26 protein-coding genes and 2 tRNA genes are annotated in these 26,701 nt (G+C 54.6%); 11 read left to right on the forward strand and 17 right to left on the reverse strand.

Annotated elements, in window-relative coordinates:
* Positions 1-206: 206 nt before the first annotated feature.
* The 5 genes from Q0O33_RS05240 to Q0O33_RS05260 all read left to right on the forward strand — a co-directional run bounded on the left by Q0O33_RS05240 (position 207) and on the right by Q0O33_RS05260 (position 5,571).
* Positions 207-1,409, forward strand: coding sequence for a serine hydrolase (locus tag Q0O33_RS05240; protein WP_295496997.1), 1,203 nt, complete (start codon positions 207-209; stop codon positions 1,407-1,409).
* A 137-nt stretch (positions 1,410-1,546) separates the two neighbouring features.
* Positions 1,547-2,656, forward strand: a complete 1,110-nt coding sequence (locus Q0O33_RS05245) for a spermidine/putrescine ABC transporter substrate-binding protein (RefSeq protein WP_295497000.1) — start codon at positions 1,547-1,549, stop codon at positions 2,654-2,656.
* A gap of 3 nt (positions 2,657-2,659) precedes the next feature.
* Positions 2,660-3,574, forward strand: coding sequence for an ABC transporter permease (locus Q0O33_RS05250; RefSeq protein WP_295497003.1), 915 nt, complete (start codon positions 2,660-2,662; stop codon positions 3,572-3,574).
* The gene (locus tag Q0O33_RS05255) at positions 3,574-4,410 is read left to right on the forward strand and encodes an ABC transporter permease (protein ID WP_295497006.1); all 837 of its coding nucleotides are present in this window, start codon (positions 3,574-3,576) and stop codon (positions 4,408-4,410) included. Before Q0O33_RS05250 ends, Q0O33_RS05255 begins: the two co-directional genes overlap by 1 nt.
* A gap of 30 nt (positions 4,411-4,440) precedes the next feature.
* Complete coding sequence (locus Q0O33_RS05260) at positions 4,441-5,571, forward strand: ABC transporter ATP-binding protein (RefSeq protein WP_295497009.1); 1,131 nt, start codon at positions 4,441-4,443, stop codon at positions 5,569-5,571.
* An 11-nt stretch (positions 5,572-5,582) separates the two neighbouring features.
* On the opposite strand, the gene Q0O33_RS05265 is transcribed toward Q0O33_RS05260, so the two are convergent.
* The 4 genes from Q0O33_RS05265 to Q0O33_RS05280 all read right to left on the reverse strand — a co-directional run bounded on the left by Q0O33_RS05265 (position 5,583) and on the right by Q0O33_RS05280 (position 9,921).
* A complete protein-coding gene (locus tag Q0O33_RS05265; RefSeq protein ID WP_295497012.1) occupies positions 5,583-6,383 on the reverse strand; it encodes an FKBP-type peptidyl-prolyl cis-trans isomerase in 801 nt (266 codons plus the stop codon).
* A 50-nt stretch (positions 6,384-6,433) separates the two neighbouring features.
* Positions 6,434-7,825: an aspartate aminotransferase family protein gene (locus tag Q0O33_RS05270; protein ID WP_295497014.1), complete on the reverse strand. Its 1,392-nt coding sequence runs from the start codon at positions 7,823-7,825 to the stop codon at positions 6,434-6,436.
* Between the two features lie 169 nt (positions 7,826-7,994).
* Positions 7,995-8,750: a gamma-glutamyl-gamma-aminobutyrate hydrolase family protein gene (locus Q0O33_RS05275; RefSeq protein WP_295497017.1), complete on the reverse strand. Its 756-nt coding sequence runs from the start codon at positions 8,748-8,750 to the stop codon at positions 7,995-7,997.
* 4 nt (positions 8,751-8,754) lie between these two features.
* Positions 8,755-9,921 carry an isovaleryl-CoA dehydrogenase gene (locus Q0O33_RS05280; RefSeq protein ID WP_295497020.1) on the reverse strand — a complete coding sequence of 389 codons (1,167 nt, stop codon included), beginning with the start codon at positions 9,919-9,921 and terminating at the stop codon, positions 8,755-8,757.
* A gap of 109 nt (positions 9,922-10,030) precedes the next feature.
* Between Q0O33_RS05280 and Q0O33_RS05285 the strand changes: the two genes are divergently transcribed.
* The 4 genes from Q0O33_RS05285 to fdxA all read left to right on the forward strand — a co-directional run bounded on the left by Q0O33_RS05285 (position 10,031) and on the right by fdxA (position 14,763).
* The gene (locus tag Q0O33_RS05285) at positions 10,031-11,266 is read left to right on the forward strand and encodes an FAD-dependent oxidoreductase (protein ID WP_295497022.1); all 1,236 of its coding nucleotides are present in this window, start codon (positions 10,031-10,033) and stop codon (positions 11,264-11,266) included.
* 8 nt (positions 11,267-11,274) lie between these two features.
* Positions 11,275-14,055 carry a helicase-related protein gene (locus Q0O33_RS05290; protein ID WP_295497025.1) on the forward strand — a complete coding sequence of 927 codons (2,781 nt, stop codon included), beginning with the start codon at positions 11,275-11,277 and terminating at the stop codon, positions 14,053-14,055.
* A gap of 15 nt (positions 14,056-14,070) precedes the next feature.
* A complete protein-coding gene (locus Q0O33_RS05295; protein ID WP_295497028.1) occupies positions 14,071-14,319 on the forward strand; it encodes a S4 domain-containing protein in 249 nt (82 codons plus the stop codon).
* A 105-nt stretch (positions 14,320-14,424) separates the two neighbouring features.
* Positions 14,425-14,763, forward strand: a complete 339-nt coding sequence (gene fdxA / locus Q0O33_RS05300; protein WP_295497030.1) for a ferredoxin FdxA — start codon at positions 14,425-14,427, stop codon at positions 14,761-14,763.
* A gap of 9 nt (positions 14,764-14,772) precedes the next feature.
* On the opposite strand, the gene Q0O33_RS05305 is transcribed toward fdxA, so the two are convergent.
* From Q0O33_RS05305 to lipB, 3 genes are read right to left on the reverse strand one after another with little or no spacing between them, the layout of a single operon-like run.
* Positions 14,773-16,065 carry an NADH:flavin oxidoreductase/NADH oxidase family protein gene (locus tag Q0O33_RS05305; RefSeq protein WP_295497033.1) on the reverse strand — a complete coding sequence of 431 codons (1,293 nt, stop codon included), beginning with the start codon at positions 16,063-16,065 and terminating at the stop codon, positions 14,773-14,775.
* A complete protein-coding gene (locus tag Q0O33_RS05310) occupies positions 16,062-16,346 on the reverse strand; it encodes a hypothetical protein (RefSeq protein WP_295497035.1) in 285 nt (94 codons plus the stop codon). The genes Q0O33_RS05305 and Q0O33_RS05310 overlap by 4 nt, the downstream gene beginning before the upstream one ends.
* Before the next feature lie 15 nt (positions 16,347-16,361).
* A complete protein-coding gene (lipB, locus tag Q0O33_RS05315) occupies positions 16,362-17,039 on the reverse strand; it encodes a lipoyl(octanoyl) transferase LipB (RefSeq protein WP_295497038.1) in 678 nt (225 codons plus the stop codon).
* A 79-nt stretch (positions 17,040-17,118) separates the two neighbouring features.
* On the opposite strand from lipB, the gene Q0O33_RS05320 reads away from it, so the two are divergent.
* Positions 17,119-17,862 (forward strand): hypothetical protein, encoded by a 744-nt coding sequence (locus Q0O33_RS05320; protein WP_295497040.1) that lies wholly within the window; start codon positions 17,119-17,121, stop codon positions 17,860-17,862.
* Between the two features lie 2 nt (positions 17,863-17,864).
* On the opposite strand, the gene Q0O33_RS05325 is transcribed toward Q0O33_RS05320, so the two are convergent.
* The 7 genes from Q0O33_RS05325 to petA all read right to left on the reverse strand — a co-directional run bounded on the left by Q0O33_RS05325 (position 17,865) and on the right by petA (position 22,807).
* Complete coding sequence (locus Q0O33_RS05325) at positions 17,865-18,452, reverse strand: GNAT family N-acetyltransferase (RefSeq protein WP_295497043.1); 588 nt, start codon at positions 18,450-18,452, stop codon at positions 17,865-17,867.
* A 6-nt stretch (positions 18,453-18,458) separates the two neighbouring features.
* Positions 18,459-19,316, reverse strand: coding sequence for an oxygen-dependent coproporphyrinogen oxidase (hemF, locus tag Q0O33_RS05330; protein WP_295497046.1), 858 nt, complete (start codon positions 19,314-19,316; stop codon positions 18,459-18,461).
* Positions 19,313-19,774, reverse strand: a complete 462-nt coding sequence (locus tag Q0O33_RS05335; protein WP_295497048.1) for a tRNA (cytidine(34)-2'-O)-methyltransferase — start codon at positions 19,772-19,774, stop codon at positions 19,313-19,315. The genes hemF and Q0O33_RS05335 overlap by 4 nt, the downstream gene beginning before the upstream one ends.
* Positions 19,775-19,873: 99 nt before the next feature.
* Positions 19,874-19,947: transfer RNA gene (locus Q0O33_RS05340), tRNA-Gly, on the reverse strand.
* 119 nt (positions 19,948-20,066) lie between these two features.
* Positions 20,067-20,930 (reverse strand): cytochrome c1, encoded by an 864-nt coding sequence (locus tag Q0O33_RS05345; RefSeq protein WP_295497052.1) that lies wholly within the window; start codon positions 20,928-20,930, stop codon positions 20,067-20,069.
* Between the two features lie 18 nt (positions 20,931-20,948).
* A complete protein-coding gene (locus tag Q0O33_RS05350; RefSeq protein WP_295497054.1) occupies positions 20,949-22,244 on the reverse strand; it encodes a cytochrome b/b6 in 1,296 nt (431 codons plus the stop codon).
* 14 nt (positions 22,245-22,258) lie between these two features.
* Entirely contained in the window at positions 22,259-22,807 is a 549-nt protein-coding gene (gene petA / locus Q0O33_RS05355) for a ubiquinol-cytochrome c reductase iron-sulfur subunit (RefSeq protein WP_366048311.1), read from the reverse strand.
* 404 nt (positions 22,808-23,211) lie between these two features.
* Between petA and Q0O33_RS05360 the strand changes: the two genes are divergently transcribed.
* Complete coding sequence (locus tag Q0O33_RS05360; protein ID WP_295497059.1) at positions 23,212-24,585, forward strand: class II 3-deoxy-7-phosphoheptulonate synthase; 1,374 nt, start codon at positions 23,212-23,214, stop codon at positions 24,583-24,585.
* 29 nt (positions 24,586-24,614) lie between these two features.
* Here Q0O33_RS05360 and Q0O33_RS05365 read toward each other — a convergent pair whose 3' ends face one another.
* The 3 genes from Q0O33_RS05365 to Q0O33_RS05375 form a co-directional block, all read right to left on the reverse strand.
* Positions 24,615-25,298 carry a response regulator transcription factor gene (locus Q0O33_RS05365; RefSeq protein ID WP_295497062.1) on the reverse strand — a complete coding sequence of 228 codons (684 nt, stop codon included), beginning with the start codon at positions 25,296-25,298 and terminating at the stop codon, positions 24,615-24,617.
* 145 nt (positions 25,299-25,443) lie between these two features.
* A tRNA-Gln gene (locus Q0O33_RS05370) sits at positions 25,444-25,518 on the reverse strand.
* A gap of 62 nt (positions 25,519-25,580) precedes the next feature.
* Positions 25,581-26,669 (reverse strand): branched-chain amino acid aminotransferase, encoded by a 1,089-nt coding sequence (locus Q0O33_RS05375; protein WP_295497065.1) that lies wholly within the window; start codon positions 26,667-26,669, stop codon positions 25,581-25,583.
* Between the last annotated feature and the right edge of the window lie 32 nt (positions 26,670-26,701).

The raw sequence follows: 26,701 nt of genomic DNA on the forward strand, positions 1-26,701 counted from the left end.
GCGGGCGTGTGTTATATACATAAGGCGCGTTATGGTCTTTCGCAATGATTGCTGTCGTTTGTGCAATGAATTTTACCAACCGGTTTTGATGATGAATTTGCTTCGCTTTGGCACTATTTTCTGATGTACTGCGACCATGAGTTTAGCGGCGGCGGCATCATTGTCGTACAGGCCATTTAAGGCACAGAGTAAATTAGGGGAGCAGGATGAAAAAATGGATATTCGGGGTTTTGCTGGTCATGGCATCGGCAGCGGGCGGTTTCTGGGTGAGCGCGGACAAGGATATGAAAGCGCTCATCTCCCATCTACCCACGGACGCTAATGTGCTTTTCTGGAGCGTAGAGCAACGCGACGCCGCGTTTCGCACGATGGACCGAATTCCCATCCTTGCCAAAGCTAATGTGATTGCGAAAGGTGACAAGGTATATCCTTTACCCAATGGCGCGCCGCTGACGATCGAGACGGACGTCGATGCGTATATGAAGGCGCAGCGTACCGCGGGACTTGTCATTATTCAGGATGGCAAAGTGCGGATGGAAAAATATGGTCTGGATTTTGATGCAGAGGGCAAATGGACCAGCTTCTCTGTCGCGAAATCCTTCACCTCAACCTTGGTCGGCGCGGCGATAAAAGACGGCTATATCAAAAGCATCGATGATAAGGTTTCGGCTTACATCCCTGATCTGAAGGGTTCGGCTTATGATGACGTAACTATCGAACAATTGCTGACGATGACCTCCGGCGTCAAATGGAATGAGGATTATGAGGACCCCAAGTCCGATGTCGCTTTGTTTAACATGCATAAGGCCGAAAAAGGCATGGACGTGACGGTTAGCTACATGCGGAATTTGCCGCGTGAGGCGCCGGCGGGCACCAAATGGGTCTACAAAACCGGCGAAACCAACTTAATCGGCGTGTTGGTCAGCTCGGCGACGAAGAAGACCTTATCCGCTTATCTGTCCGAGAAGCTATGGGCGCCATTTGGCATGGAGCAGGACGCAAGCTGGCTCTTGGGTGCGACTGGGCACGAGATCAGCGGTTGCTGTATTCAGGCATCAACGCGTGATTATGCACGTTTTGGCGTGTTCATGCTGGGCGCCGCGAAGGTCAACGGCGCAAGCATCTTGCCCGACAACTGGATCGCGCCAGCGACTAGCAAGCAGGCCGACATCGGTATGCCGGGTAAGGGCTATGGCTATCAATGGTGGACTTATGACGATGGCAGTTACGCCGCCCAAGGCATTTTCGGGCAAGGTATCTTCATCGACCCCAAGCGTAACCTTGTCATCGCATCGAACAGTAACTGGCCCAAGGCAACGGACCCCAACACGGTCGGTGTACAGCGGGAAGCCTTTTATAAAGCAGTTCAAGCGGCGGTTGATGCAGAAGCAACCCCGCGCGCCAAATAGTTATGTTGCGGTGCAAAATAATTGCGATGTATCGTAACTAAATTGCGCCGCAAAACATGGAAAAAAGGGCTTTTCTAAGTCTGGATATTAGTTCAGCATCATCGCTTCACAGACAGGGCCTTAGTGGGAGATTAGCTATGGATTTCAAGACATTTTTGAACGCGGGTAGCAATCGCCGCGCCATGTTGAAGGGCATGGGCGTTGCGGCTGTCGGATTTTCATTAACCGGTGCGCTCACTGGATGCGGCGAGAAAGAAGCTGCAAAGCTTGCCAATGGCGAAGAGGCCAAGCTGAACTTTTATAACTGGGACACCTATATTGGTGAGACCACGTTGGAAGATTACAAAGACAGCGCCGGCGTTGACGTGAACATGACCTTGTTCGCCAGCAATGACGAATTATTTGCCAAGCTGCGCGCAGGCAACCCGGGCTATGACGTTATCGTGCCATCAAACGACTTTGTTGAGCGCATGGCCGCAGCGGATATGTTGGTTGAAATCGACAAGGCGCAGATCCCCAACTTCAAGAACATCGCGCCTGAGTATCAGGATGTGCCTTATGATCCGGCGCGCAAATATTCCATGCCGTACACATGGCTGGCGCTTGGCATTGGATATCGCAAGTCCAAGGTGAAGTCGGTGCCCGATAGCTGGAAAGTCCTATTCGACAGCGATGAATATAAGGGCCGCATTGCGGTGCTGTCCGAGGCCGGCGACATGTTCCGGCTATATGGCAAATATATGGGTAAATCGGTCAATGGCCTGACCGACGCCGATATCAAAATGATTGAAGCGATGATGATCAAGCAAAAGCCCAACATCAAATCCTTCCATGAAGACAATGGACAGGATCTATTGCTGAAGGGCGAGGTGGATCTTGTGCTTGAGTATAATGGCGACATTGCGCAGATTATGACAGAAGACCCTGACATTGGCTTTGCCATTCCCAAGGAAGGTAGCCAGTTGAACTCGGACAATCTGTGCATTCCAAAGGGTGCGCCGCACCCAAAAAATGCCCATGCCTTCATTAACTATTTGTTGGATGCTGAGGCCGGTAAAAAGATTACCGAAACGATCCTGTATCCAACGCCAAATGCGGCGGCAAAGGCGCTGATGCCCGATGATTATAAAAATAATCCAGTCATTTTCCCGCCCGCGGCTGTTCTGGCGAAATGCGAATATGCCAAATTCAATCCAGAGCTACAGCCGAAATATGAGGAGGCGTTCACCCGCGTGCGGGCGGCTTAATTAATGTCAGGGCCGATGCAGGACTGGAAAAGCCAGAAGAAGCCTTTTGCCGCCGTTGCCACGGCACCGGTGTTCTGGCTTGCCCTGTTTTTCATCGCGCCCATGACGATCGTCTGGCTCTACAGCTTTGGGCAGAATGCTGGTCCAGCCGACATTGATATTTCCGGCACGCTCGACAATTACAAGCGCGCGACCGAGTGGCTGTATCTTTCAATCTTTCTGAAAAGCCTTGCGGTGGCCGCGCTCACAACATTGATTTGCCTGATCATTGGCTTTCCGGTGGCTATGGCAATTACCTTTGCCGCACCGAAATGGCGGCCTTGGCTGCTGCTGGGTATCATGCTGCCCTTTTGGACTAATCTGTTGATCCGCACTTACGCGCTGATGGCGTTGATGGGTACGAATGGTTATATGAACAAGGGACTGGGCGGGCTGTGGGAGGGGGCAAGCTGGTTGCGTACTTTGGTCGGTATGCAACCGCTTGAGGCATGGACACCCGTACAGTTGCTCTACAATAATTTCGCGGTCGTATTGGGGCTGGTCTATGTGCATCTGCCTTTCATGGTATTGCCCTTATATTCGGCGCTCGACCGGCTGGACAAAAGCCTGATTGAGGCCAGCCTTGATTTAGGAGCAGGCCATTTCAAAACCTTTATGCAGGTCGTGGTGCCTCTCGCCGCGCCGGGTATTGTTGCAGGCGTCATGATTACGCTGATCCCGGCTCTCGGGGCCTATCTGACGCCCGACCTGATGGGCGGCACCGATAGCCAGATGATTGCAAATGTTATTGAACGGCAGTTCAAGCGCGCCAATGATTGGCCGTTTGGCGCGGCTTTGTCCTTCTTGCTCATTTACGCAATGTTCATTTTGATTGCGCTACAATCTATGCGGTCGAACAAAGTGAAGGAGGCGCGTTGATGTTTAACCGTACCGCCATTGCTCCACTTGAATACACCCGCAAGCTTTGGATGCGCAGCTGGGTGGGGCTGACCATGCTGTTCCTCTATGCGCCGCTTATCGTCCTCATGATTTTCAGCTTCAACGACAGCAAGCGCAACGTCGTGTGGAAAGGTTTCACGCTCAAATATTATGAAAAGGCGCTGAACAATGACAGTCTGGTGGAGGCAATGGTCAATTCGCTCACCATCGCGTTTTTGGCGACCATCATCAGCCTGGTCATAGGCGCCCTAGCTGCCGTGATGCTCTGGCGCTTCCGCTTTCCGTTCAAGGGGCTGGTTGAAGGCACGATGTCTTTGCCTATCATCGTTCCTGAAATCTGTTTGGGCGTCGCGTTTTTGATCTTCTTTGCCAAAATCGACTGGCCAACTGACCTGCCATGGCCGTTGAACCTGTCGGCCATTACTATTGCGCACATCACCTTCTGCTTTCCTTTTGTTGCCATGGTCGTCCGCGCGCGGTTGGCGAGTTTCAACAAGGAAGAGGAAGAGGCCGCAAAGGACCTTGGCGCGACGGAGTGGCAGGCGTTTCGCGACGTCCTGCTGCCGCATATAAAGCCGTCTTTAGTGGCAGGCGCCTTGCTCGCCTTCACGCTCAGCCTCGACGATTTCGTCATAACCTTTTTCACCAGCGGTCCCGACACCATTACTTTTCCGGTAAAGGTCTATTCCATGGTACGCTTCTCGGTGACACCAGAGGTGAATGCCGCGTCGACTATCCTCATCGTCCTCACTGTAGCCCTGACCTTCATCGCTCTGAAATATCAGGGTTTGAAGGGTATATCGGACGCCCATTGAGATGCGCACCGCCGCCTGCGGAACACTCATATGACCGAAGCCAAACAACCTATCATTCAAATCCGCAATGTGTCCAAACGCTTTGGCAAGGTAACGGCGGTCGACAATGTCAGTCTAGACATTCGCGCAGGCGAATTTTTCGTTCTGCTTGGTCCTTCGGGCTGCGGCAAGACAACTTTGTTGCGGATGATCGCGGGGTTTGAATTGCCGACTGAGGGGCAGATCCTGATCGATGGACAGGATATGAGCCATGTTCCGCCCAACAAGCGGCCCGTGAACATGGTGTTCCAAAGCTACGCCGTGTTTCCGCATATGAACGTGACCGATAATGTGGGCTATGGCCTGCGCATATCGGGCGTATCGAAAGGCCAGATTCGCGACCGCGTGGCCGAGGCGCTTGAACTGGTAAAACTTGGCGGATTTGAGGACCGGATGCCCGACCAAATGTCAGGCGGGCAGCGGCAGCGGGTTGCGCTCGCACGCAGCTTGGTCATGCGGCCCAAGGTATTGTTGCTTGATGAGCCGCTCTCCGCGCTCGACGCCAAATTGCGTGCGCAAATGCAATTCGAACTGGCGGATTTGCAGGACAAAGTCGGCATTACCTTCGTGACGGTCACCCATGATCAAGACGAGGCGCTGTCAATGGCAAGCCGTGTTGCCGTGATCAACAAAGGCGAAGTCGCACAACTCGCGCCACCATCGGATCTTTATGAATATCCCGCCAACCGCTTTGTTGCGGATTTCGTGGGTTCGGTGAACATATTTGAAGGCACGCTGACGCTGGATGAGCCCGATAAGGCTGCCGTCGATTGCCCGGGCCTTGGTAAGGTTTACCTGAACCACGGTGTCACCGGCCCCCATGGAGCAAATGTCTGGATCGCGTTGCGGCCTGAAAAAATTTATCTACATGTCCCCGGTGCGGGCAAAGCCGTCCGTGCCGCCGCGCAAGATGCGCCAGACGGCCACAATCTCGCGCGCGGTACGATTAAGGGCATGAGCTATCTTGGCGATGTCACTTTATATGATATTCAACTTGAGGGCGGCCAAATCATCCGCGTCAGCCGCCCCAACCTGTCCCGCCATGACCAAGAAGATTTCACTTGGGATGACAAGGTCAGCATGCACTGGCGCGCGGACAGCCCGGTTGTTTTGTTGAGCTAAGGGGCTGGCCCTCAATTGTCATCGCTTGATGCTGGCCTCAAATCGATCAACGTGACGATGATATTGCTTTCTGGCGATCCGTTGGGGGCTTTAGGCATGCAAAAGCGGTAAGTTGACCCGATGGACATCATGTTCAGGCTTTCTCGGAAGATCGGCGATACTTGGCTCAACGGGATTTTTTCCCATTCGCTTTTTTGCTGCACAACGCCCTTTGACGCGTCAAAAACGGTGAGGTCGACCAAAGCCATGTCGCCATCGGCTGGACTTCTACCCGCGGCGGATTTCACGATTTCGAAACCGAGGCCGGATGCGGTGGCTTTGCTACATGTGCGTTCGGCGGCGGGAATGATGGGTTTTGGTGGCGGGTTAGTGAAGGAGAGAAGGTCAACTTCAAATACCAGATCGGCGTTTGCAGGGATGGGACCAGTGCCCGCTGCGCCATAGCCCAATGCCGCAGGGATACAGAGGCGATAGCTGCCGCCAGCTTGCATCAATTGTAGGCCTTGTGCAAACCCGGGAATGACGCCGCCAACGGGGAATTGAGCTGCTTGACCGGAATCAAATTCGGTGCCGTCTGCGGTCAGCATGCCTTTATAATTCACTATGACCTTGGATTCGGCATTTGGCCGTTCACCTTTGCCCGGCTTGATGACAGTGTAGGACAGGCCTTCGGCTGTTGTTGTCGCGCACGAAAGTACGGGCGGCTTGGGCTTAACCGCAACTGGCGCAGCGGCCTGTGCAGGTGCAAATTGCAGGAGCAGGGCGGGGGTGATAGCAGCAAATGCGGCGCACTTAAGCATATGTGATTTCATAAAATGTCCTTGGTAAAGGTCGGAAGTTGTTTTCTAGGTAACCGGAATAGTTACCCAATTGCGCGTAATTTTGGCTCCGCCTCATCCAGCGATTTGTGAATGATGCCGACAAGCTCGTCAATTTGGGCGGGGCTAATAATCAGCGGCGGGCACATCACGATGCTATCGCGGATGCCACGCACCATCAGACCGTTGCGGATGCAAATATCGCGGACGAGCGGCCCTGCTGTGCCCTCCGCACCGCCAAAGCGCGCGCCTGTTGCCTTGTCCGCAACAACCTCGATCGCGCCGAGCAAACCAACGGAGCGCGCTTCACCGACCAAAGGATGATCGCGTAATGGTGCCAGTGCCTTGGCAAGATATGGCCCAGTTTCATTGCGAACCTTGTCGACCAGACCTTCGCGTTCCATGATCTCGATATTGCGCAGGGCAACGGCGGACGCGACCGGGTGACCCGAATAGGTATATCCATGGACGAAATCACCGCCGGTCTTGATTACCTTTACGATTTCCGCGCTGACCGCAACGGCGGAGATAGGCAGATATCCTGACGATAGGCCCTTGGCCATGGCGATGATGTCGGGCTGGATGCCCATGGTCTCATGGCCCCAGATATTGCCGGTACGACCAAAGCCACAGATGACCTCATCACAGACCAAAAGTATCCCATATTTTCGGCAAATCGCTTCGACCTGCGGCCAGTAATTGGCAGGTGGAATGATAACACCGCCAGCGCCTTGTACGGGTTCGCCAATGAAGGCGGCTACATTTTCGGGACCGACTTCCAATATCTTGTCTTCAATCGCTTGCGCGCATGCAGTGCCAAAATCTTCCGGCGTCATGTCGCGGCCTTCATTATAATGATAAGGCTGGCGCACATGCTCTATGCCAGCCATTGGCAGTATGCCTGGTGCTGGAAAGCCTTGGCCATGCATCACCTTCATGCCGCCCATGCTGACGCCTGCGACCGTAGAGCCATGATAGGCATTATGGCGGCTGATCATGATCGTGCGGCTATGCTCGCCCTTAACTTGCCAATAATGGCGGACCATGCGCAAAATCGTGTCATTGGCTTCGGAGCCGGAGCTGTTAAAAAATACATGTGGCAGGCGGCCACCTGTTAGGCTGGCAATCTTGTCCGCCAGCATGATGGCAGGGGCGTTCGCGGTTTTGAAGAAGCTGTTATAATATGGCAGCTCAAGCATTTGCTCGCGCGCGACCTCGGCTAATTCGTCACGGCCATAACCTACATTAACGCACCACAGGCCAGCCATGCCGTCCAATATGCGGTTTCCATCGCCATCGTGAATATAGCAGCCTTCGGCATGAGTGATGATCCGGCTGCCCCCCAAATCCTCAATTTCCTGCCAATCAGCTTGCGCAGGCAAATGATGTGCGATGTCCAAACGGCGTAGTTCAGCGATGTCGTAATTGCGTGGCATGTCTATGTCCCTCAGTCTTTTCGTCGCACCATCTTTGGCTGGTGCTTATTCCGTCTCGCGGTTTGTTTCGAGACGCGCGATAGCCCCCCAGCCTTTGCTAGGGTGAGGATGCATTAAGGCGAAAAGCCTATCCGCGCTTGATAGCGATTAAATCGGGTCACTTTTGTGTTCACAGATTACCTCTTAACGCTTTTCCCAAAAGGTGGAAATAGGTTTGCGAATCCGGATCATTTTCTGTGCCCCATTCGGGGTGCCATTGCACCGCGAGCAACGGCGCGCCGTTGGGTCGTGCGCTATAGGCCTCCACCAAGCCGTCAGGCGCGCGGGCTTCGACATTTAGGCCGTCGGCGAGCCTACCAATCCCCTGATAATGGACCGAGTTTACGTTCAATGCGCCTTTGGCATAAGCGCTCGCCAATATGCCGCCATCGTTAAGTTCGACCGCATGGCGATGGTCAAACATTGCGTCAAACGGGACATCATCCGGCGCATGGTGGCGAAGGAGGGTGTCATTAACGCTGGTGTCGCGGCGTAAGCTTCCGCCCAAAGCGACGTTGATTTCCTGAAAGCCTCGGCAAATGCCAAATACGGGCTTTTGCGCATCAATCATGCGGTCGACCATCGACATCGCAATTGCGTCCCGACCGTCATCATAAGGTCCGTCGCCGCCTTCTTCGCCATAGAGCCGGGTTGCGACGTTCGATGGGCTACCCGTCAGCAATATGCCGTCTATGCGCGGCGCGACGTCGGCGGCGGTCATCAGGTCGGGCAGGGAAGGGATAATCAGCGCCGCTACATCGGCATAGGTCATAGCCGCGCGAATATAGCGGTTCATGACGGCTTGGGCGACTTCGCTGCCGACCATGCGGTTGCAGGCGATAATACCCAGGACAGGACGAACCGTCACAAAAGGGGACCGATCCACGCGCTCATTCTGCCGCTCCGATCAGCTCCCGGCCAATCAGCATCCGCCGAATTTCATTTGTGCCCGCACCAATGTCGAGCAATTTGGCATCGCGCCAATAGCGCTCGACGGGCCAATCCTTGGTATAGCCAGCGCCGCCAAGCGCCTGAATCCCTTCGCCAGCGACCTTAACCGCGCTTTCGCTGGCGAGCAGAATCGCGCCCGCCGCATCAAAGCGCGTCGTTTGCCCCGCGTCACAAGCCCGCGCCACATTGTAGACATAGCTGCGGGCGGAATTGAGCGCGACATACATGTCCGCGACCTTCGCCTGCATAAGCTGGAAACTGCCAATGGGTTTGCCGAATTGCTTGCGTTCGCGCACATACGGCAAGACCACATCCAAACAGGCCTGCATCACGCCAAGTTGAAGCCCGGCGAGCACCACACGCTCATAATCCAGACCCGACATCAATACGCCAACGCCGCCATGCAACGGACCCATCATTTGTTCTTCGGATACGAAGCAGTCGTTAAACACCAGTTCCGCCGTGGGCGAACCACGCATCCCAACTTTATCAATTTTCTGGCCAATGGAGAAACCCTCCATGCCTTTTTCAATCAGAAACGCGGTAATGCCGCGCGACGCAGCCTCCGGTGCGGTTTTGGCATAGACAACCAAAGTGTCAGCATAAGGCGCGTTAGTGATCCAATATTTGGTGCCGTTCAGGATATAGCCGCCTTGAACCGCTTCGGCCTTCAGCTTCATTGACACAACGTCCGACCCGGCACCCACTTCGGACATGGCAAGGCTGCCGACATGTTCGCCCGAAATCAGCTTGGGTAGATATTTCGCCTTTTGCTCTGGGTTCGCCCAACGGGCGATTTGATTAACGCAGAGGTTGGAATGCGCGCCATAGGACAGGCCAATCGAGGCAGAAGCACGGCTGACTTCTTCAACCGCGACAACATGCTCCAAATAGCCAAGGCCAAGGCCGCCATCGGCCGCATCAACGGTTATGCCATGCAAGCCAAGCGCACCCATGGCGCGCCACAGCTCATCTCGAGGAAACCAGTCATCCGCGTCGATTTTGGCTGCGAGCGGCGCGATTTTCTCGGTGGCAAAACGCTTGGTCGTTTCGCGGATCATGTCGGCGTTATCGCCAAGGGCAAAGTCTAATGTCATGCTTGTCATGGCCTTGCTCTGCCAGTTAATTGCATGTGCTGCAAGCATAGGACTAGCCAGTGGGCGACCTTTTGCTTACCGCTCATCGGATGTTTTTTAAGCGAGCGAATCTTCACTAATGCATTATGATATTCTTATTGTTGGTGGCGGCCATGGCGGTGCCCAGGCCGCGATTGCGTTACGGCAGGCCAAATATGAAGGCAGCATTGGCGTGGTGAACGCTGAGCCTGAATATCCTTATGAGCGTCCGCCTTTGTCGAAAGACTATTTCGCGGGAGATAAAGCCTTTGAACGTATCATGATACGGCCAGCGGCTTTTTGGGACGAACGCGGGGTAGACATGATTCTGGGATCGCGCGTCGAGGCGGTCGATCCAGCTGCCCATAATGTGAGCCTGTCTGACGGAGCGGTTATTTCCTATGGCAAGATGATTTGGGCGACGGGCGGTAGTCCGCGGCCATTGCCTGTTGAGGGCGGCAATTTGCCTGGAATGCATGTGGTACGGACGCGTTCTGACGTTGATGGAATGCTGGACGGCCTCGACGATATCGCTGAGATTGCGATTGTAGGCGGCGGGTATATCGGACTTGAGGCCGCGGCTGTGCTCCGTAAAATGGGCAAGAAAGTCACAGTGCTTGAGGCAATGGACCGCGTTTTGGCGCGGGTTGCTGGCGAGCCTTTATCGCGCTTTTACGAGGCGGAGCATCGCGCGCATGGCGTCGATGTACGCTTGGGCGTTGCGATTAGTGGCGTACAAGGTGAAGATTTCGTCACCGGTGTGTGTTTGGCGGATGGGGAAGTGATCCCCGCCCAAATGGTGATTGTCGGCATAGGTATCATTCCCGCAGTTGCGCCATTGCTAACCGCCGGTGCCGCTGGCGGGGCAGGGGTTGATGTTGATGCCTATTGTCGGACGTCCTTACCGGACATTTATGCCATTGGCGACTGCGCGGCCCATGCTAATGATTTTGCAGGCGGCAACGTTATGCGTGTTGAATCGGTCCAGAACGCGAATGATATGGCGAATGCGGTAGCCAAAAGCCTTATGGGTGAGCTGACGCAATATCATGCCGTGCCATGGTTCTGGTCCAACCAATATGATTTGCGCCTTCAAACGGTCGGCATCAGCGCGGGTTATGATTCCATGGTGTTGCGCGGCGACCCTGACACCCGCAGCTTCTCGGTGGTGTATCTGAAAGCCGGAAAAGTCATTGCGCTCGATTGCGTCAACGCGACTAAAGATTATGTCCAAGGCCGCTTGTTCGTGACCGAAGGGCTGTCGCCGACGGCTGAACAATTAGCCGACACCAACGTGCCATTGAAGGAACTCGCTGCAGCTTTGATGGCCAACTGATGTAAATTTTGCCCCCAGTCCGTTCCGCCCTCACGGCCATTTTAGGCCCAACCAACACTGGCAAGACGCATCTTGCTGTCGAACGGATGTGCGCGCACTCCAGCGGGATGATTGGGTTTCCGCTACGTTTGCTTGCGCGGGAAATTTACGACCGTGTTGTCGCCCTAAAGGGTGTGCAGAATGTTGCTTTAATTACAGGTGAGGAGCGGATCGAACCGCCGCAAGCCCGCTGGTATTGCTGCACCGTTGAAAGCATGCCCATTCAGAAGGACTTTGCTTTCGTCGCCATAGACGAAGCGCAATTGGGGGCAGATCCCGAACGCGGGCATATTTTTACTGACCGAATATTGCGCGCGCGTGGGCGTGAGGAAACGATGATCTTGGGCTCGGAAAGCCTCCGCCCGATTATCCGCGCGTTGCTGCCCGATGCTGAAATCATCTCCCGTCCGCGATTTTCGACATTGAGCTATGCCGGTGCGAAAAAATTGTCGCGCTTACCCAAGCGGTCAGCGATCGTCGCCTTTTCAATCGAGCAAGTATATGCCGTGGCGGAGACTTTGCGCCGTATGCGCGGTGGCGCTGCGGTTGTGATGGGGGCATTGTCCCCACGGACGCGTAATGCGCAAGTCGCGATGTTCCAGTCGGGCGAGGTGGATTATCTTGTCGCGACTGACGCCATTGGCATGGGGTTGAACCTTGATGTCGCGCACGTCGCATTTGTCAGCCTGTCCAAATTCGACGGCTCCCGCCGCCGGCGCTTGACTGTTGCTGAAATGGCCCAAATTGCGGGCCGGGCTGGTCGGCATCAGCGCGATGGTAGTTTCGGGACGTTGGCAGGCGAGGGCAGCGAATTCACGCCGGAAGAAGTGTTGGCAATTGAAGCGCACAACTTCCCGCGCCTGGACTGGTTATATTGGCGTGAAGCCAAGCCACGATTTAATGACATCGCGACTTTGATTTCGGATTTGGAGAAGAAGCCGCATCGCCCGGGGCTGTTGCCAGCGCCAAAGGTCATCGACCTGCTCGTGCTGAAGCGTTTGGCCGAAATGCCCGATGTGAACGCGCTGATCCGCCATCAGGTGGACGTAGCGCGGCTGTGGGAGGTCGCGTGCTTGCCCGACTTCCGCCAAATGGGGGAGGAACATCACAGCCGCTTCGTTGCCTCGCTGTGGCAATATCTCGGCCAAAATGACCGCGTCATTCCGCAAGGCGTCTATGCCAGTGAACTTGCACGGCTGGATAACATCCAAGGCGATGTTGATACGCTCTCGGCGCGAATCGCGGCAGTGCGGACATGGACCTATATTGCCCATCGGAGCGACTGGCTGACAAACCCCCCTGCGATGGCGGAACGTGCACGCGCGCTGGAGGAAAAATTATCGGACGCCTTGCACGATGCATTGCGTCAGCGATTTGTCGATAAACGCACCTCGATGCTATTGCGGAAAAACGCGACGGACGTGGGGTTGTTACCGGTGGAGATTCAAGCCGACACACATGTTCTGGTCGATGGAGAAGACATTGGCACTTTACAGGGCTTCGCGTTTCGGGTTGACCCAGCGGCCAAAGCAAGTGACCGTAAGCTTTTATTGGCTGCCGCCGAACGGCATTTGGCAGCATATTTGAGACAAAAGGCAAAGGACGTAAGCATGGCAGAGGACAGCGAATTCTCGCTCGCAGCCGATGGAGAGGGCAAGCCCGCCATTTTCTGGCAGGGCGAAATACTGGGTGCGCTGACCAAGGGGAAAACACTTCTGCAACCTGCATTTTCGCCCGTAAAGGCGGTTGCTGGGCTTGAAGGCGACGCGTTGCGCGAAATTACGACCCGCGCCGAAAGCTGGATTGCAGCGCAATTGGTCAAAGCCATGGGCGGCATAATCGGGCTATTGGAACTTGCGCAGCAAGCCGACGTCGATGGCAATGTCCGCGCGCTTGCGGTGCGTTTGGCAGACGAAGGCGGCATTGCCGGCCGGCATTATCTGGCCGACGCGATTGCGGCATTGCCCAAGGAAGCACGCGGCGCGGCGCGCAAGGGCGGTATCGTTTTTGGCGCACTTGATATCTATCACCATGCTGCGCTGAAGCCAGCGGCGGCCAAATGGCGTGCGGCATTATTTGCGGCCCGCGACAACCGCGCGATGCCGGAACTTCCGCCCGAAAGCGCGGTGCATTTGAAGGTATGGAATTTTGCCAATGCCTCCGAAGCACGCAACGCAGGCTATCGCCGGATTGGCGACGAATATGTCCGCATTGACTTGGCCGAACGCGTCATCAAAAAAGCACATGAAGCGCGTGGGCAGGGGAATCTGTTTGGTATGGACATGGCGTTCGCCACGTCTCTGGGTATCAGCGAAAACGGGTTGAGGGCGCTGATGCGCGACGCAGGCTTCCGTTCTGCGGAACAGCCACCCGAGCCGCAGGCGGAGGTTGTTGCTGAAAACGTTGCTGAGACAGTTGATGTTGTCGCGGCAGGATCCGATCCAGCACCCGAAGCCGAGGTCGCAGAAGTGATGGCAACTGCCGAACCCGAAGTGAGCGTCCAAGAGGCCGCCGCGCCACCCGTATCTGAGCCACAAGCCATCACCCTCACACATTGGCGCTGGATTGGCTTGCCAAAGCCCCGCCCTCCCGAGCAGCGTCAGCCGCGCGCCAAACTGCAACACCAAGCATCCCGCGCAACGGGTAAGCCACAAGCCAAACCCGAGCGCGCACCGATTGCCGCAAAGCAAAGCACACAACCATCATCCTTGGCGTTGCAATTGGCGGCGCTTAAGGGGCTTAAGCTCTAAACGCTCGAGGCGCAGTTGCGGATCGACAAGCTTCTGTTCTTTCTAAGATTTGCCAAGAGCCGCACTCTTGCCCAAAACTGGGCGGAGACCGGGCATATCCGAGTCAATGGCCGCCGCGTGGAAAAAGGCAGCCTGCCCATCGCCATCGGCGATGTCATCACATTGCCGATTGGCCAAGCGGTGATAACGTTCAAACTAATGTCGACGCCATTACGGCGCGGTCCCGCCAGTGAGGCATTGCTTTGCTATCAGCGTATAGATTAAAAATTGGCAGGCAGTTGCATTCCGCCGTTGACTTCTCCCCGCGCCTCGCAATAGGCAGCAAAGGGAAGCGGCTACTCCGCCGCTACGTTTGGGAGATTTCTGCAAGTGACTTATGTCGTTACCGATGCCTGCATCCGCTGCAAATATATGGACTGTGTTGAAGTGTGTCCGGTGGATTGCTTTTACGAAGGCGACAACATGCTCGTTATCAGCCCCAATGAATGTATCGATTGCGGCGTTTGCGAGCCTGAATGCCCTGCAGAAGCGATTTTGCCTGACACCGAAAGCGGTCTCGAGCAATGGCTTGAACTGAATGCAACCTATAGCGCGGAATGGCCAAACATTACATCAAGCCGTGAACCACCAGCAGATGCAGATGAGTTTAAGGGCGTCGAAGATAAGTTTGACAAATATTTCAGCCCTGACCCGGGCGAGGGCGACTAGGTCCTGACCCTAAGACCTCGCGGTGCGGGACGCCTTTAACCAGTCTTTCTGATACGCTTCCACTTCACGCAATGCGGCAAAAACCGTCATGTCGGGTGCTATGCGGCCGGTGCGGCCGAGGGCGTAGATCTGGCTATAAAACCAATATTGCGTGGCAAATCCCTCCATGCTGCGCACCATCTTGATCTTGCGTAAGCTTGAAAGCCATTCAGGCAGCAGCTTCAATTGGTTTTCGACCTTGGGTAACATCGCCATACCACCGAGCAGCCTCTTTGGCGCTTCAGGCATTACGCATAATGGCCGGGCAAGGCCGATGACGTCGGCGCCGCCGTTGCGCAACGCTTGTTCCATTGCCGATGCGCTCCGGAAGCCGCCTGTCACCATCAAGGGTATTTTTAACTCGGCCTTCATCGCTTGAGCGAAATCTACGAAATAAGCTTCGCGGGAGAGCGTGGTGTCGGCCACATTCTGGGCCTCTTCCTCCTCCAAGCCTTGAATGCCAAGCAGCTTGGGTTGCTCATAGGTGCCACCAGAAATCTCGATCAGATCCACACCCGCGTCCTGCAACCATCGGGCTACTTGAAGGCTGTCCTCAAAGGCAAAGCCGCCGCGCTGGAAATCTGCGCTGTTCAATTTGACAGAAATGGGGAATTCTGGGCCCACCAAAGTGCGCACAGTGTTTATCGTGAACATCAGGAAACGAGCACGATTCACAAGGCTGCCGCCCCAGCGGTCGGTGCGTTGGTTCGACCGTGGGCTTAAGAATTGCGATATCAGATAGCCATGTGCCGCATGAATTTGAACGCCTGTAAATCCGCCATTTTTGCAATGTAATGCGGCCTGTCCAAAGCGGCCAATGAGGTTCAGAATTTCGTCCTCCGTTAAGGCGACAGGCGTACCAAATTGTCCACCGGGCAACCCTAGCTTGACCGCAGACGGTGCCTTGGGACGCGGGTTAACCGCGCGCATCGTCTGCCGTCCGGCATGGCTGATTTGTGCCCAGAAATGATTGCCGTTGCGGGTCGCTGCCTTTGTCCAGAATTGGAGGGCTGTCATCATCTCGGTGTCTGGATGTCCTTCAAAAAAGACGTTGCCTGGGCGCTCGAGATGGTCCGCATCAATGTGGATATTGCCCGAAATATGCAGGCCAGCACCGCCATCCGACCAAATGCCATATAGGCGCTGCAATTCAGGTGTCGGACGACCCAATGGGTCCGCAAGTCCCTCGGTCATCGCGGCCTTTGCGATGCGGTTGTTTAGCACTGCCCCGCAAGGCAGCTTCAGTGTGTTGCTTAATCTCACTGGGACTCGCCGGATGCTTCGATTTTTGCCTTATCTGGGGCATCGGGTTTGGCTGGGGCAGCTTCTCGGCTGGCGGTGGGTGCCGAAATATTAGCGCCAGACTGACCTGTTGCGTCGTCAACGACTTCGTCCGTGTTGATCATGTCGTCGCTGATCGTGCCCTCTAGACTGTCGAGATTATCCATGCGCGTTTCGGTGGCCTGACTATCTTCCTGCGAACTGCCGCATGCGGACAGCAGCAGCATCATGGCAAAGGCAGGCGTGAAGTTGCAAAAGCGCATAACATCCTCGTTGGTCTAACTCGGCGCATCCGTACAATTTTCACCCGTTTTCGCAAGACTATTGAGAAAATCGGGGAAAGTGGACAGCAATGCGGCGTCAAAATCAGATAAGGTGGCATCAATGCCTAACGCGGCGAGGCTGGTCACCGGAAACTCCGCTATTCCGCAGGGCACGATGCCGGCAAAATGGCTTAGATCAGGGGAAATATTGACGGCAAAGCCATGCATCGTGACCCATTTGCGAATGCGCACGCCAATCGCGCCAATTTTCGCCTCTTGGCCATCGGGCGTGTCACACCAAATGCCGATGCGCCCTTCGGCGCGGCGAGCTTTGATACCAAAATGGCCAAGCGCTTTTATCACCCAGCCTTCAAGTGCATGGACGTAGCAGCGGACATCCTTCCCGTGGCGGGCAAGGTCCAATAGGACATAGCCAACGCGCTGGCCCGGACCATGGTAGGTGTATCGCCCGCCGCGCCCCGTGTCATAGATTGGAAATTGCTGGCTCAACAGCTCTGCGGGGTCCGCACTGGTACCGCTGGTGTATAAGGGCGGGTGTTCCAGCAGCCAGATCAGCTCTCTGGCGTTGTTATCACGTATAGCCGCCTGTAACGCTTCCATACGCTTTAGTGCATCGGGATAGGGTGTCAGGCCCGTTGTTATGTCCCAGTCTATATTGTGATCCTCAATCATGATGCGTCCTTTAGCATGGAGCAAGCGGCTTGCCACCGCATATGTCTGCCTCTACGCCGCGCATAGCTGAGGAGATTTTATGCCAAAGAAGCTTGATTATCGCGCTGTGTGGACTGACGCGCGAGCTTTGCTTGCAGCGCATAAAGAGGCCATTGCCGCAATTGCAGGCTTCTTCATTTTCATGTCGGCATGGATTTCGGCGTTTCTCGTGCCGCCGCTCATTGTTGAAAATCTGGACGATAGAAATCAGACCATATTGGAAATCAGCCGCTATTTCGAAGCCAACTGGCGCGTTCTTGTGCCGACGATGTTGGTAACCACATATGGCAGCCTGTCTCTGTATGTGCTGATGTCGGGCCGTCGCTTGGAAAAAGTGGGACATGCTCTTCGAATCGCAGCGGCATTATTCTTCCCGTATTTGCTGGCAAGCTTGCTGGTTGGCTGGGCCACTTTGGCAGGATTTTTTATGTTGATCATACCCGGCCTGTATCTTTCTGGCCGCTTTGCAATATTGCCCGCCGTCATCGCGCAGGATGTTAAGGGCGGGGTCAACAGTTCCGTCATCCGGACGTGGCGCGTAACCAGTAACTGCGGTTGGGCGATCCTATTTTTGATGCTCTTCGTCGCCGTTATATTGCGCATTTTCTCAGGTGTGGCCGATGCCGCGATCGTCGCTATTTGCCAGTCCATCGCTGGCGAAGGCGGTGTCCCGATTGTCGAGTCCGCCGTAAAGGCGCTGTTTGTCACTTTGGAGGCCGTGGCTTTCATAGTGATGCTGGTTGCCGTCAACCGACAGCTTTCAGCGCAGACAGCTAGGTCCTGACCCTAAGCAATAATCGGGATATGTGGCGCAGCATCGCGCGGGATGAGACCATTAAGGCGCGGATCGGGGAAGGTTTCCAACTGCCGTTGATAGGCGGTGAAACCGGACCTCTGGTAAAAGGACAGCGCATGGGGACCGTCAAGCGTACATGTGTGCACCCACATCCGCTGAACGCTGGCCACCGCCCAGCCCATCTGTAGCGCCATCGCCATTAGCCATTTGCCATGACCCTTGCCTGTCAGCTCTGGCACAAGGCCGAAAAAGGCAATCTCGCATTGTCCGGCCTGCCGGAAATCAAGCTCCAATATTCCGACCTCAATTCCGCGCCGGTCCAGAACGGCCCAGATACGCACGGCCGAGTCGTGGATGATGAGCAACAGGTCGGTGTCATTAAGCGCCAGTCGGGAGAACCAAAGCCATGGTTCGCCAATGCGGCGATATAGCGTGCGGTATGTATCTGCCGTTGGCGCTTGCCAACTTTCCAACCGCAGTTCTGACGCTGGTAGCGGCCGCAAGGGCGGGCGGCGCGTCATTTCCAACGATGTGACAATTGCAGCAAGTTCGCCATGGGTAATGGGGCTAAACACCATCTGGGGTTAGGCCCATACCACTTCGGGCGGCAGGCTCATCAATATCGCATCGACATTTCCGCCGGTCTTCAATCCAAAGGTCGTGCCGCGATCATATACCAAGTTAAACTCGGCATAGAGACCACGCCAGCGCAATTGCGCCTGCTTTTCTTCGGCACTGAAGGGTTGGTTCATGCGGCGGCGGACGAGTTTTGGAAAGATGTCGAGGAAAGAGTTGCCGACATCGCGGGTGAACGCGAAATTCTGTTCAAACAAAGCGTCGCTGGTGTTTTCGAGATGATCGTAGAATATTCCGCCAACGCCGCGATGGACGTTGCGATGCGGAATCCAGAAATAATCCTCCGCCCATTTGCGATAACGTTCATACACATCGGGGCCATAAGGCGTGCAGGTAGCACGAAAACGTGCGTGGAATTCCTCGGTGTCTTCTACATAGGGGATTGGTGGATTGAGATCCGCACCGCCGCCAAACCAGCTTTTTGTGGTGACGAGGTAACGCGTGTTCATATGTACTGCAGGCACATGTGGATTCGCCATATGCGCGACGAGACTGATGCCCGTGGCGAAGAAATTGGGGTCTTCGGCTGCACCATGAATGGTTTTGGCAAATTCGGGGTTGAAGCTGCCACCGACGGTCGACACATTTACGCCGACTTTCTCGAAAACCTTGCCCTTCATCACGCCGCGGACACCGCCACCACCGGGGGAGCCATCATGGTCGTTGCGATCCCATGGGGTATATTCGAACGACGCATCGGACCCAGCTTCGCGCTCGATCGCTTCGAAGGAAGCGCAAATGCTGTCGCGGAGCAATTCGAACCATGTCCGTGCGGCCTGTTGGCGTTGATCTAATATCAGGGTCATTTCTCGCCTCTTGGGAATGAATGGGTCTGTCTAAGACCTTCTGCCAAAGCGATGCCAGCCGATACCGAAATGTTCAAGGATCGAAATCCTGTTGCCATAGGAATACAGACGCGCGCGTCGGCGCGTGCATGCACTTCAGGTGGCGCCCCTTTGCTTTCGGATCCCATGAGAATGATGTCATCAGGTCGAAATGCGAACTGTGGAAGCGGGGTAGACGCCTTGCTAGACATTAAGACAATCCGCGCGCCGTCTAAGGTTTCGAGAAAGGCCGACCAGTCGACATGACGTTGGATCTGGACATGGTCCATATAATCCATGCCTGAACGCTTTAGCGCGCGTTCCGAGAAAGCAAAGCCGCAAGGCTCGATGATATCGCAGATGACGCCAAAGCAAGCCGACGTGCGTAAAACCGCGCCGACATTCCCCGCCATGTCCGGCTGATACAGCGCAATGCGCATAACGAACTCCCTGCTAAAATTTACACGGTCTGGTTAGCGCGCAACATATAGCGCAGGCAACCATATGAGGTGCATGATGGGCTTATGAGGAAAGAATGTTGGAGCGGGTAAGGGGAATCGAACCCCTCTAGCTAGCTTGGAAGGCTAGTGCATTACCACTATGCTATACCCGCGACGGACCCAATGGCCGCTTTGAGCGCCGCTATTGCCATTATCCGGCCAAAGCGTCAACGCCCTGATTGCAAAAGAAAGGGCCGCAAAAGCGGCCCCTTCTAAAATCGGTGTCACACTATCAGTGTTTCTTGTCTGCCCAAATGGTCCTGTAGGACATCCACGCAAGCACGGTGAAGATGATTAGGAAGCCCAAAGCTGCCCAACCTGCACTTTTACGGTTTTCCATCTTTGGCTCTGCGGTCCATGCCAAGAATGCAGACACGTCTTTCGCCATCTGCTCTTTGGTGGCCTTTGTACCATCATCATAGGTTACCTGATCATCACCCGCAATCGGGTTGGCCATCGCGATGTTCAGGTTTGCAAACCATGGGTTGAAGTGCAAACCGGGGGACGTCGCAGCTTCAGGGAATTCCTTCAGCAACTCTTTGCCTTCCGCGTTCTTGTAACCCGCTTGATTGCGGTAGCCCATCAACAAGGAATATACATAGGCCGTGCCATCGGCGCGCGCCTTAGTGATCAGCGAAAGGTCAGGTGGAAGCGCATTATTGTTGGCCGCACGTGCCGCAACTTCATTCGCAAATGGCGAAGGAATCTTGTCGGCAGGAATGGCAGGCCGTGTGGCCGCTTCTCCCGTTTCAGGGTTAATGCTCGGAACTTCGGTCTTCCAAGCCTTGGCCAGGGCCTTCACTTGTTCTTCATTGTATCCCAATGCCCCGAAATCACGAAAGGCAACAAGATTGAGGCTGTGGCACGCCGCGCATACTTCGGAATATACCTTCAATCCGCGCTGTAACTGGCCACGGTCAAACTTGCCGAACGGACCATCATGCGCAAAGCTGACGGCAAGTGGCGTTTCGTGAAACTCATGCTCAGCCGTGGGCTGCTCAGGTTCCTGAATAGCCTTGATAACGGTGTCCCCAAGGCCGAGCAAAAGCATGCCGCTGAAAAACAGGCCTACTAAAAAAGCAACTAAACGAACCATGATACTGCTTTCCCTGTTTTACGCAGCCGCTGTTTCAAGCGGTTTGCCGGTGACAGATTCGGTGATTGAATTTGGCAGCGGAAGCGGCCTTTCAATGCGCGAAACGATTGGCAAGATGATCAAGAAATGGGCGAAATAATATGCCGCCGCAATCTGGCTGAGAATAACCCACTGGGCATAAGGCGGTTTCCCGCCGCAATAGGTCAATAAAACGATGCACGGGATTAGGCCAAACCAGAAAAACTTGCGGAACAGCGGGCGGTAATGCCCTGAACGCACGGGTGATGTGTCCAGCCAAGGCAAGAAGAACAACAGCAGGATCGAACCGAACATCGCAAGCACGCCCATTAACTTGGCTTCGATGATGATAATCCCCGTGAATGGAATGCCAAAGTCGACGGTAAACGCCTTCAAAATTGCATAGAATGGCAAGAAATACCATTCAGGCACAATGTGCGCTGGCGTCGATAGCGGGTTAGCCGGAATATAATTGTCAGGATGACCCAACATATTCGGCGCAAAGAAGGTTACGGCGACGAAGAAGATCAAGAAGATCCCAAGACCGAAGCCGTCCTTTGCAGTGTAATAAGGATGGAACGGAACGGTGTCTTGTTCACCCTTTACGCTTACGCCTGTTGGGTTCGATGAGCCTGGAATATGCAATGCCCAAACGTGCAGGATGATGACGCCTGCAATCACGAAAGGCATCAAATAGTGCAGCGAAAAGAAGCGGTTCAGCGCAGCTTGGTCTGGCGCAAAGCCGCCTAGGAGCCACTGACGCAATGGCTCCCCTACCAACGGAATGGCGGAGAAGAAGCCAGTGATAACCTGCGCCCCCCAGAAGCTCATTTGGCCCCATGGCAGAACATAACCCATGAAGGCGGTCGCCATCATCAACAGGAAGATGGTAACACCCAACAGCCAAATCATTTCCCGTGGCGCTTTATACGAACCGTAGAAAAGTCCGCGGAAAATGTGGATATAGACAACGATGAAGAAGAAGCTCGCGCCGTTCATGTGTGCATAGCGGATAAACCAGCCGGAGTTCACGTCGCGCATGATATGCTCAACGCTGTTGAACGCACCGTCCACGCTTGCATAATAATGCATGGCAAGAATAATGCCGGTTACAATCTGGATTACCAAAGCGACGCCCGCAAGGACGCCGAAGTTCCAGAAATAATTGAGGTTGCGCGGAACCGGATATCCGGCGCCAACGGCGTTATAGACCAAGCGCGGCAAGGGCAGGCGTTCATCGACCCACTTACTTACTGTGCCTTGCGGCTTATACTCTTGTGCCCAAGGGAAGCTCATTACGTTCTAGCTCCTCAACCGATTTTTACGACTGTGTCAGAAATGAATGCGAATTCCGGAACAACGAGGTTCGTCGGGGCTGGGCCCTTCCGGATACGTGCGGCGGTGTCATAATGCGATCCATGGCAAGGGCAGAAATAGCCGCCATACTCACCCTTAACTTCGCCAGCTGCGGCACCCAAAGGCACGCAGCCCAAATGGGTGCAGACGCCAAGGGTTATGAGCCAATTTTCTTTGCCGGGTTTCGTCCGTTCGGCAAGCGTTTCCGGATCGCGCAATGCGCCGACATCGACCTTATTGGCCTCTTCGATTTCGGCAGGTGTTAAATTGCGGATGAAGACGGGCTGCTTGCGCCAGCTGGTCTTGATCGACTGTCCGGGCTGAATGGCGGCTACGTCGACTTCGATAGAAGCCAAGGCCAGAACGTCGGCGCTAGCGCTCATCTGTGATACCAAAGGCATTGCAACGGCGGCCGCGCCTACGCCAGCGAAGCTGACGGTTGCGATGTGGATAAAGTCGCGGCGACGGACGCCTGGTATTTGACCGTTGTTATCAACGTGCAGATTTTCCGCAGGATTAGCGTCCGATGTTGCTTTATCCGCTTTTAAAGTGGCTGCAACGGCAGCCTTTGGCGCTTTTACCGGTTTTTTTCCGGTGCCTTTTGTTTTTTTGACTGTCGACATAACCTGCCCTTTTTGCGTCGCGGAACTGAACCGCGCAATACCGTCGAAATCTTATCGCTCCAACCGCGTCCAGAAATCTGACGCGCGACAGGGGCGATTCAGCGGCCACATAGACGTCTTTCCAGTGATTTGCCAACAGGCAATTTGGGTGCCAATGTGGCAAATGACGCTGGCTGTGTTGCATTTTACGAAACCAACGGAAATTCAGCGGTAACGCTTGCTACCGATAACATGTTACGCCTAAAGAGCGCAAAATTTATCCGATTATTGTTGGAGTATGACCCATGGCGACGAGTTGGACGCCGGAAAGCTGGAGAGACGCAACGGGCATTCACATGCCTGCGTATAAGGATGCTGCCGCATTGTCGGCGACCGAGAACACGCTGCGTAATTATCCACCGCTGGTTTTTGCAGGCGAAGCGCGCAACCTTACCGCCGATCTTGCAAAAGTAGCGGAAGGTAAGGCGTTTCTGCTTCAAGGCGGCGACTGCGCCGAAAGTTTTGCCGAATTTCACCCGAACAATATACGTGATACTTTCCGCGTGATCTTGCAAATGGCGGTCGTGCTGACCTTCGCGGGCAAGTTGCCTGTAGTTAAACTTGGTCGCATGGCAGGTCAATTTGCAAAGCCACGCTCCACACCAACCGAAACCATAAACGGCGTTGAGCTACCGAGCTATTTCGGTGACATCATCAACGACATTGAATTTGTCGCCGAGGGACGCGAGCCGGACCCAGCGCGTATGATCCGCGCCTATAGTCAGGCGGCATCGACATTGAACCTGTTGCGCGCCTTTTCCAGCGGCGGTTATGCCAATCTGCAGCAGGTCAATGCGTGGACGCATGATTATATGGGCCGTTCGCCATGGGCACAGAAATACAAAGAAACCGCAGATCGCATCAGCGAAGCGTTGGCCTTTATGGAAGCGTGCGGCATTACGCCAGACACAGTACCGCAAATTAAGGGAACAAGCTTCTACACCAGCCACGAAGCATTATTACTGCCTTATGAGCAAGCGATGACTCGTCAGGACAGCCTGACCGGTGGCTGGTACGATACGTCTGCACATTTCCTGTGGATTGGGGATCGGACCCGCTTCGAGGGGTCGGCACATGTCGAATTTTTGCGCGGTATCGGCAACCCCATTGGCGTGAAATGTGGCCCCAGCCTTGAACCCGACGCATTGTTGCGGATGCTTGATACGCTGAACCCCGCGCGGGAGGCCGGGCGGATCACTTTGATCTCGCGTTACGGCTATGACAAAGTAGAAGCGGGGCTCCCGAATTTGGTTCGCGCTGTGCAACGTGAAGGGCACCCCGTCATCTGGTCTTGTGACCCGATGCATGGTAACGTCGTCAAATCAGCGAGCGGATATAAAACGCGCCCGTTTGAGCGCATCTTGGCCGAAGTGCGCGGCTTCTTCGCAGTGCACCGTGCTGAGGGCAGCTTTGGCGGCGGCATCCATATCGAAATGACGGGGCAGAATGTCACCGAATGTACCGGCGGTGCAGTTGCCGTGACTGACGAAGGCCTAGCAGATCGATATCACACACATTGCGACCCACGCTTGAACGCGGCACAGTCGCTTGAGCTTGCGTTTCTGTTGGCCGAAATGCTGAACCAAGAAATGGCGGAGCGCGCGAAAAAGCCCGCTTAATGCAGCCTTTTTGCAACCGTTACATTTTACTAAGCAGATTCAAGACGGTAACCGTAACCGAAAACCGTGAAAATCCGGAAGCCGTTTTCGGGTCGCAATGCCAGTTTTGCTCGTACCCTCGAAATATGCATATCTAATGTGCGTGTCGCGAGTGTTGCCGTTGTACGCCAAATGGTTTGCATGATATAGTTACGCGACAATGTCCGGTCTGTGTTCTTGAAGAACATTTCTGCCAACTCAAATTCCTTGGCGGTCAATATTACGGTCTCTCCATGGATACTAACGCTCTGCTCAAGGCGGTTCATTTTGTAGGCGCCGTATGTGACCTCTGTATCAAATGCGCCCGCTATCGCATTGCCGCGCAGCAAAGCGTTTATCCGCGCCGCAATAACATTACGGCTTTCTGGCTTCGTGATATAATCATCAGCGCCCGCATTTAAGGCGTCGGTAATATCCCGTTTAGCAGACCGGTTCGCCATCATGATAAACGGTGGCCGCGTGCGCAAAGTCTTATTCATCCATTCAAGCAGCGACGTGTCGTCGGCGGCGCGAATATTCCAATCTAAGATAACGAGGTCAAAAACCTCCCGCGACAATATTTCAGTAAAGGCATTGCTGTCGGTGCAACCCACGGCAATATACCCCAGGTCTTCAACTATCTGTTTCAAATAATCGACAACATCCAGGCCATGATCGGCAATAAATACTCTCATAACAGGTCCACCCTTTAGCAAACCGCCGATAATTCGGCAATGAGATGTATCTTACGATATATTACTTAGTTACTAGATGATAGTAAAAGTTTTACTTATTTTTACATGCAGTTACAAAACGGTATGGAGTAAAGTATATGTAAAATGGCTGGGGCGGCAGGGATCGAACCTGCGAATGGCGGCATCAAAAGCCGCTGCCTTACCGCTTGGCGACGCCCCAGCAAGCCAGTAATCTGGCCGATGCGGGCGGCTTATATCGCGGGAATCATATTCCGCAACTGCTTAATCAATGCGCTGCACCCAGCCATGGGCATCGGTGACAATTCCGCGCTGGATATCCACAAGTTTTGACCGAATTTGCTGAGTCATCTGACCCGCACCGCCCGCACCGATGGTAAAATCACCCTTTGCAGACCGCACTTTCCCAACTGGCGTGATCACCGCAGCCGTTCCGCAGGCGAAGGTTTCGACCAAGCGTCCCGATTCCGCATCGGCCCGCCATTGGTCGATGGCGTAGCGTTCCTCACGCACGTTCAACCCTTGCGCGCGCGCCAGAGTCAGCACGGAATCGCGGGTGATACCTTCCAATATTGTACCGTCGGCTGGCGGCGTGATGATTGACCCATCGTCGAACAAGAAAAACAGGTTCATGCCGCCCAGTTCCTCGACCCAGCGATGTTCGGCTGCGTCGAGAAAAACGACTTGGTCGCAACCCTGCTTAATGGCTTCGGATTGTGCAATGAGGCTGGCGGCATAATTGCCGCCGCATTTCGCTGCGCCCGTGCCGCCCGGTGCCGCGCGTGTATATTGTTCGGACACCCAGATCGAAATAGCTGGCGCGCCGCTTTTGAAATAATTGCCCGCCGCAGAGGCAATGACCATGAACAGATACTCAGCAGATGGCTTTACGCCCAGAAACACCTCGCTCGCGATCATGAACGGGCGCAGATAAATGGAGCCGCCGTCTACAGGTGGAAACCAGTCTTTATCAACTTCGACCAATTGCTTGCACGCTTGCAGGAACATCTCTTCGGGCAATTCGGGCATTGCCAAGCGCTTTGCCGAGCGTTGAAAGCGGCGGGCATTTTGTTCTGGACGAAACAACGCCATCCCGCCGTCGGCAAGACGATAGGCCTTTAACCCCTCAAAAATTTCTTGCGCATAATGCAAAACGGCCGTCGCAGGGTCTAGCGTAAGGGGACCGCGTGGTCCGACCTTTGCGTCATGCCAGCCCTTCTCATCCGAATAACGGATTGTCACCATATGGTCCGTGAAAACCCGTCCAAAACCGGGGTCGACCAGCCGCGTCGCGCGTTCGCTGGGATCGACGGGATTTGGGTTCGCCTCAAAAGGAAATGGGCCAGCGTTCATCGATGCTCTCGTTCATTAGGGTCTTGCACTGT

The sequence above is a fragment of the Sphingorhabdus sp. EL138 genome (assembly GCF_945862485.1).
In the GTDB taxonomy this organism is placed as follows: domain Bacteria; phylum Pseudomonadota; class Alphaproteobacteria; order Sphingomonadales; family Sphingomonadaceae; genus Sphingorhabdus_B.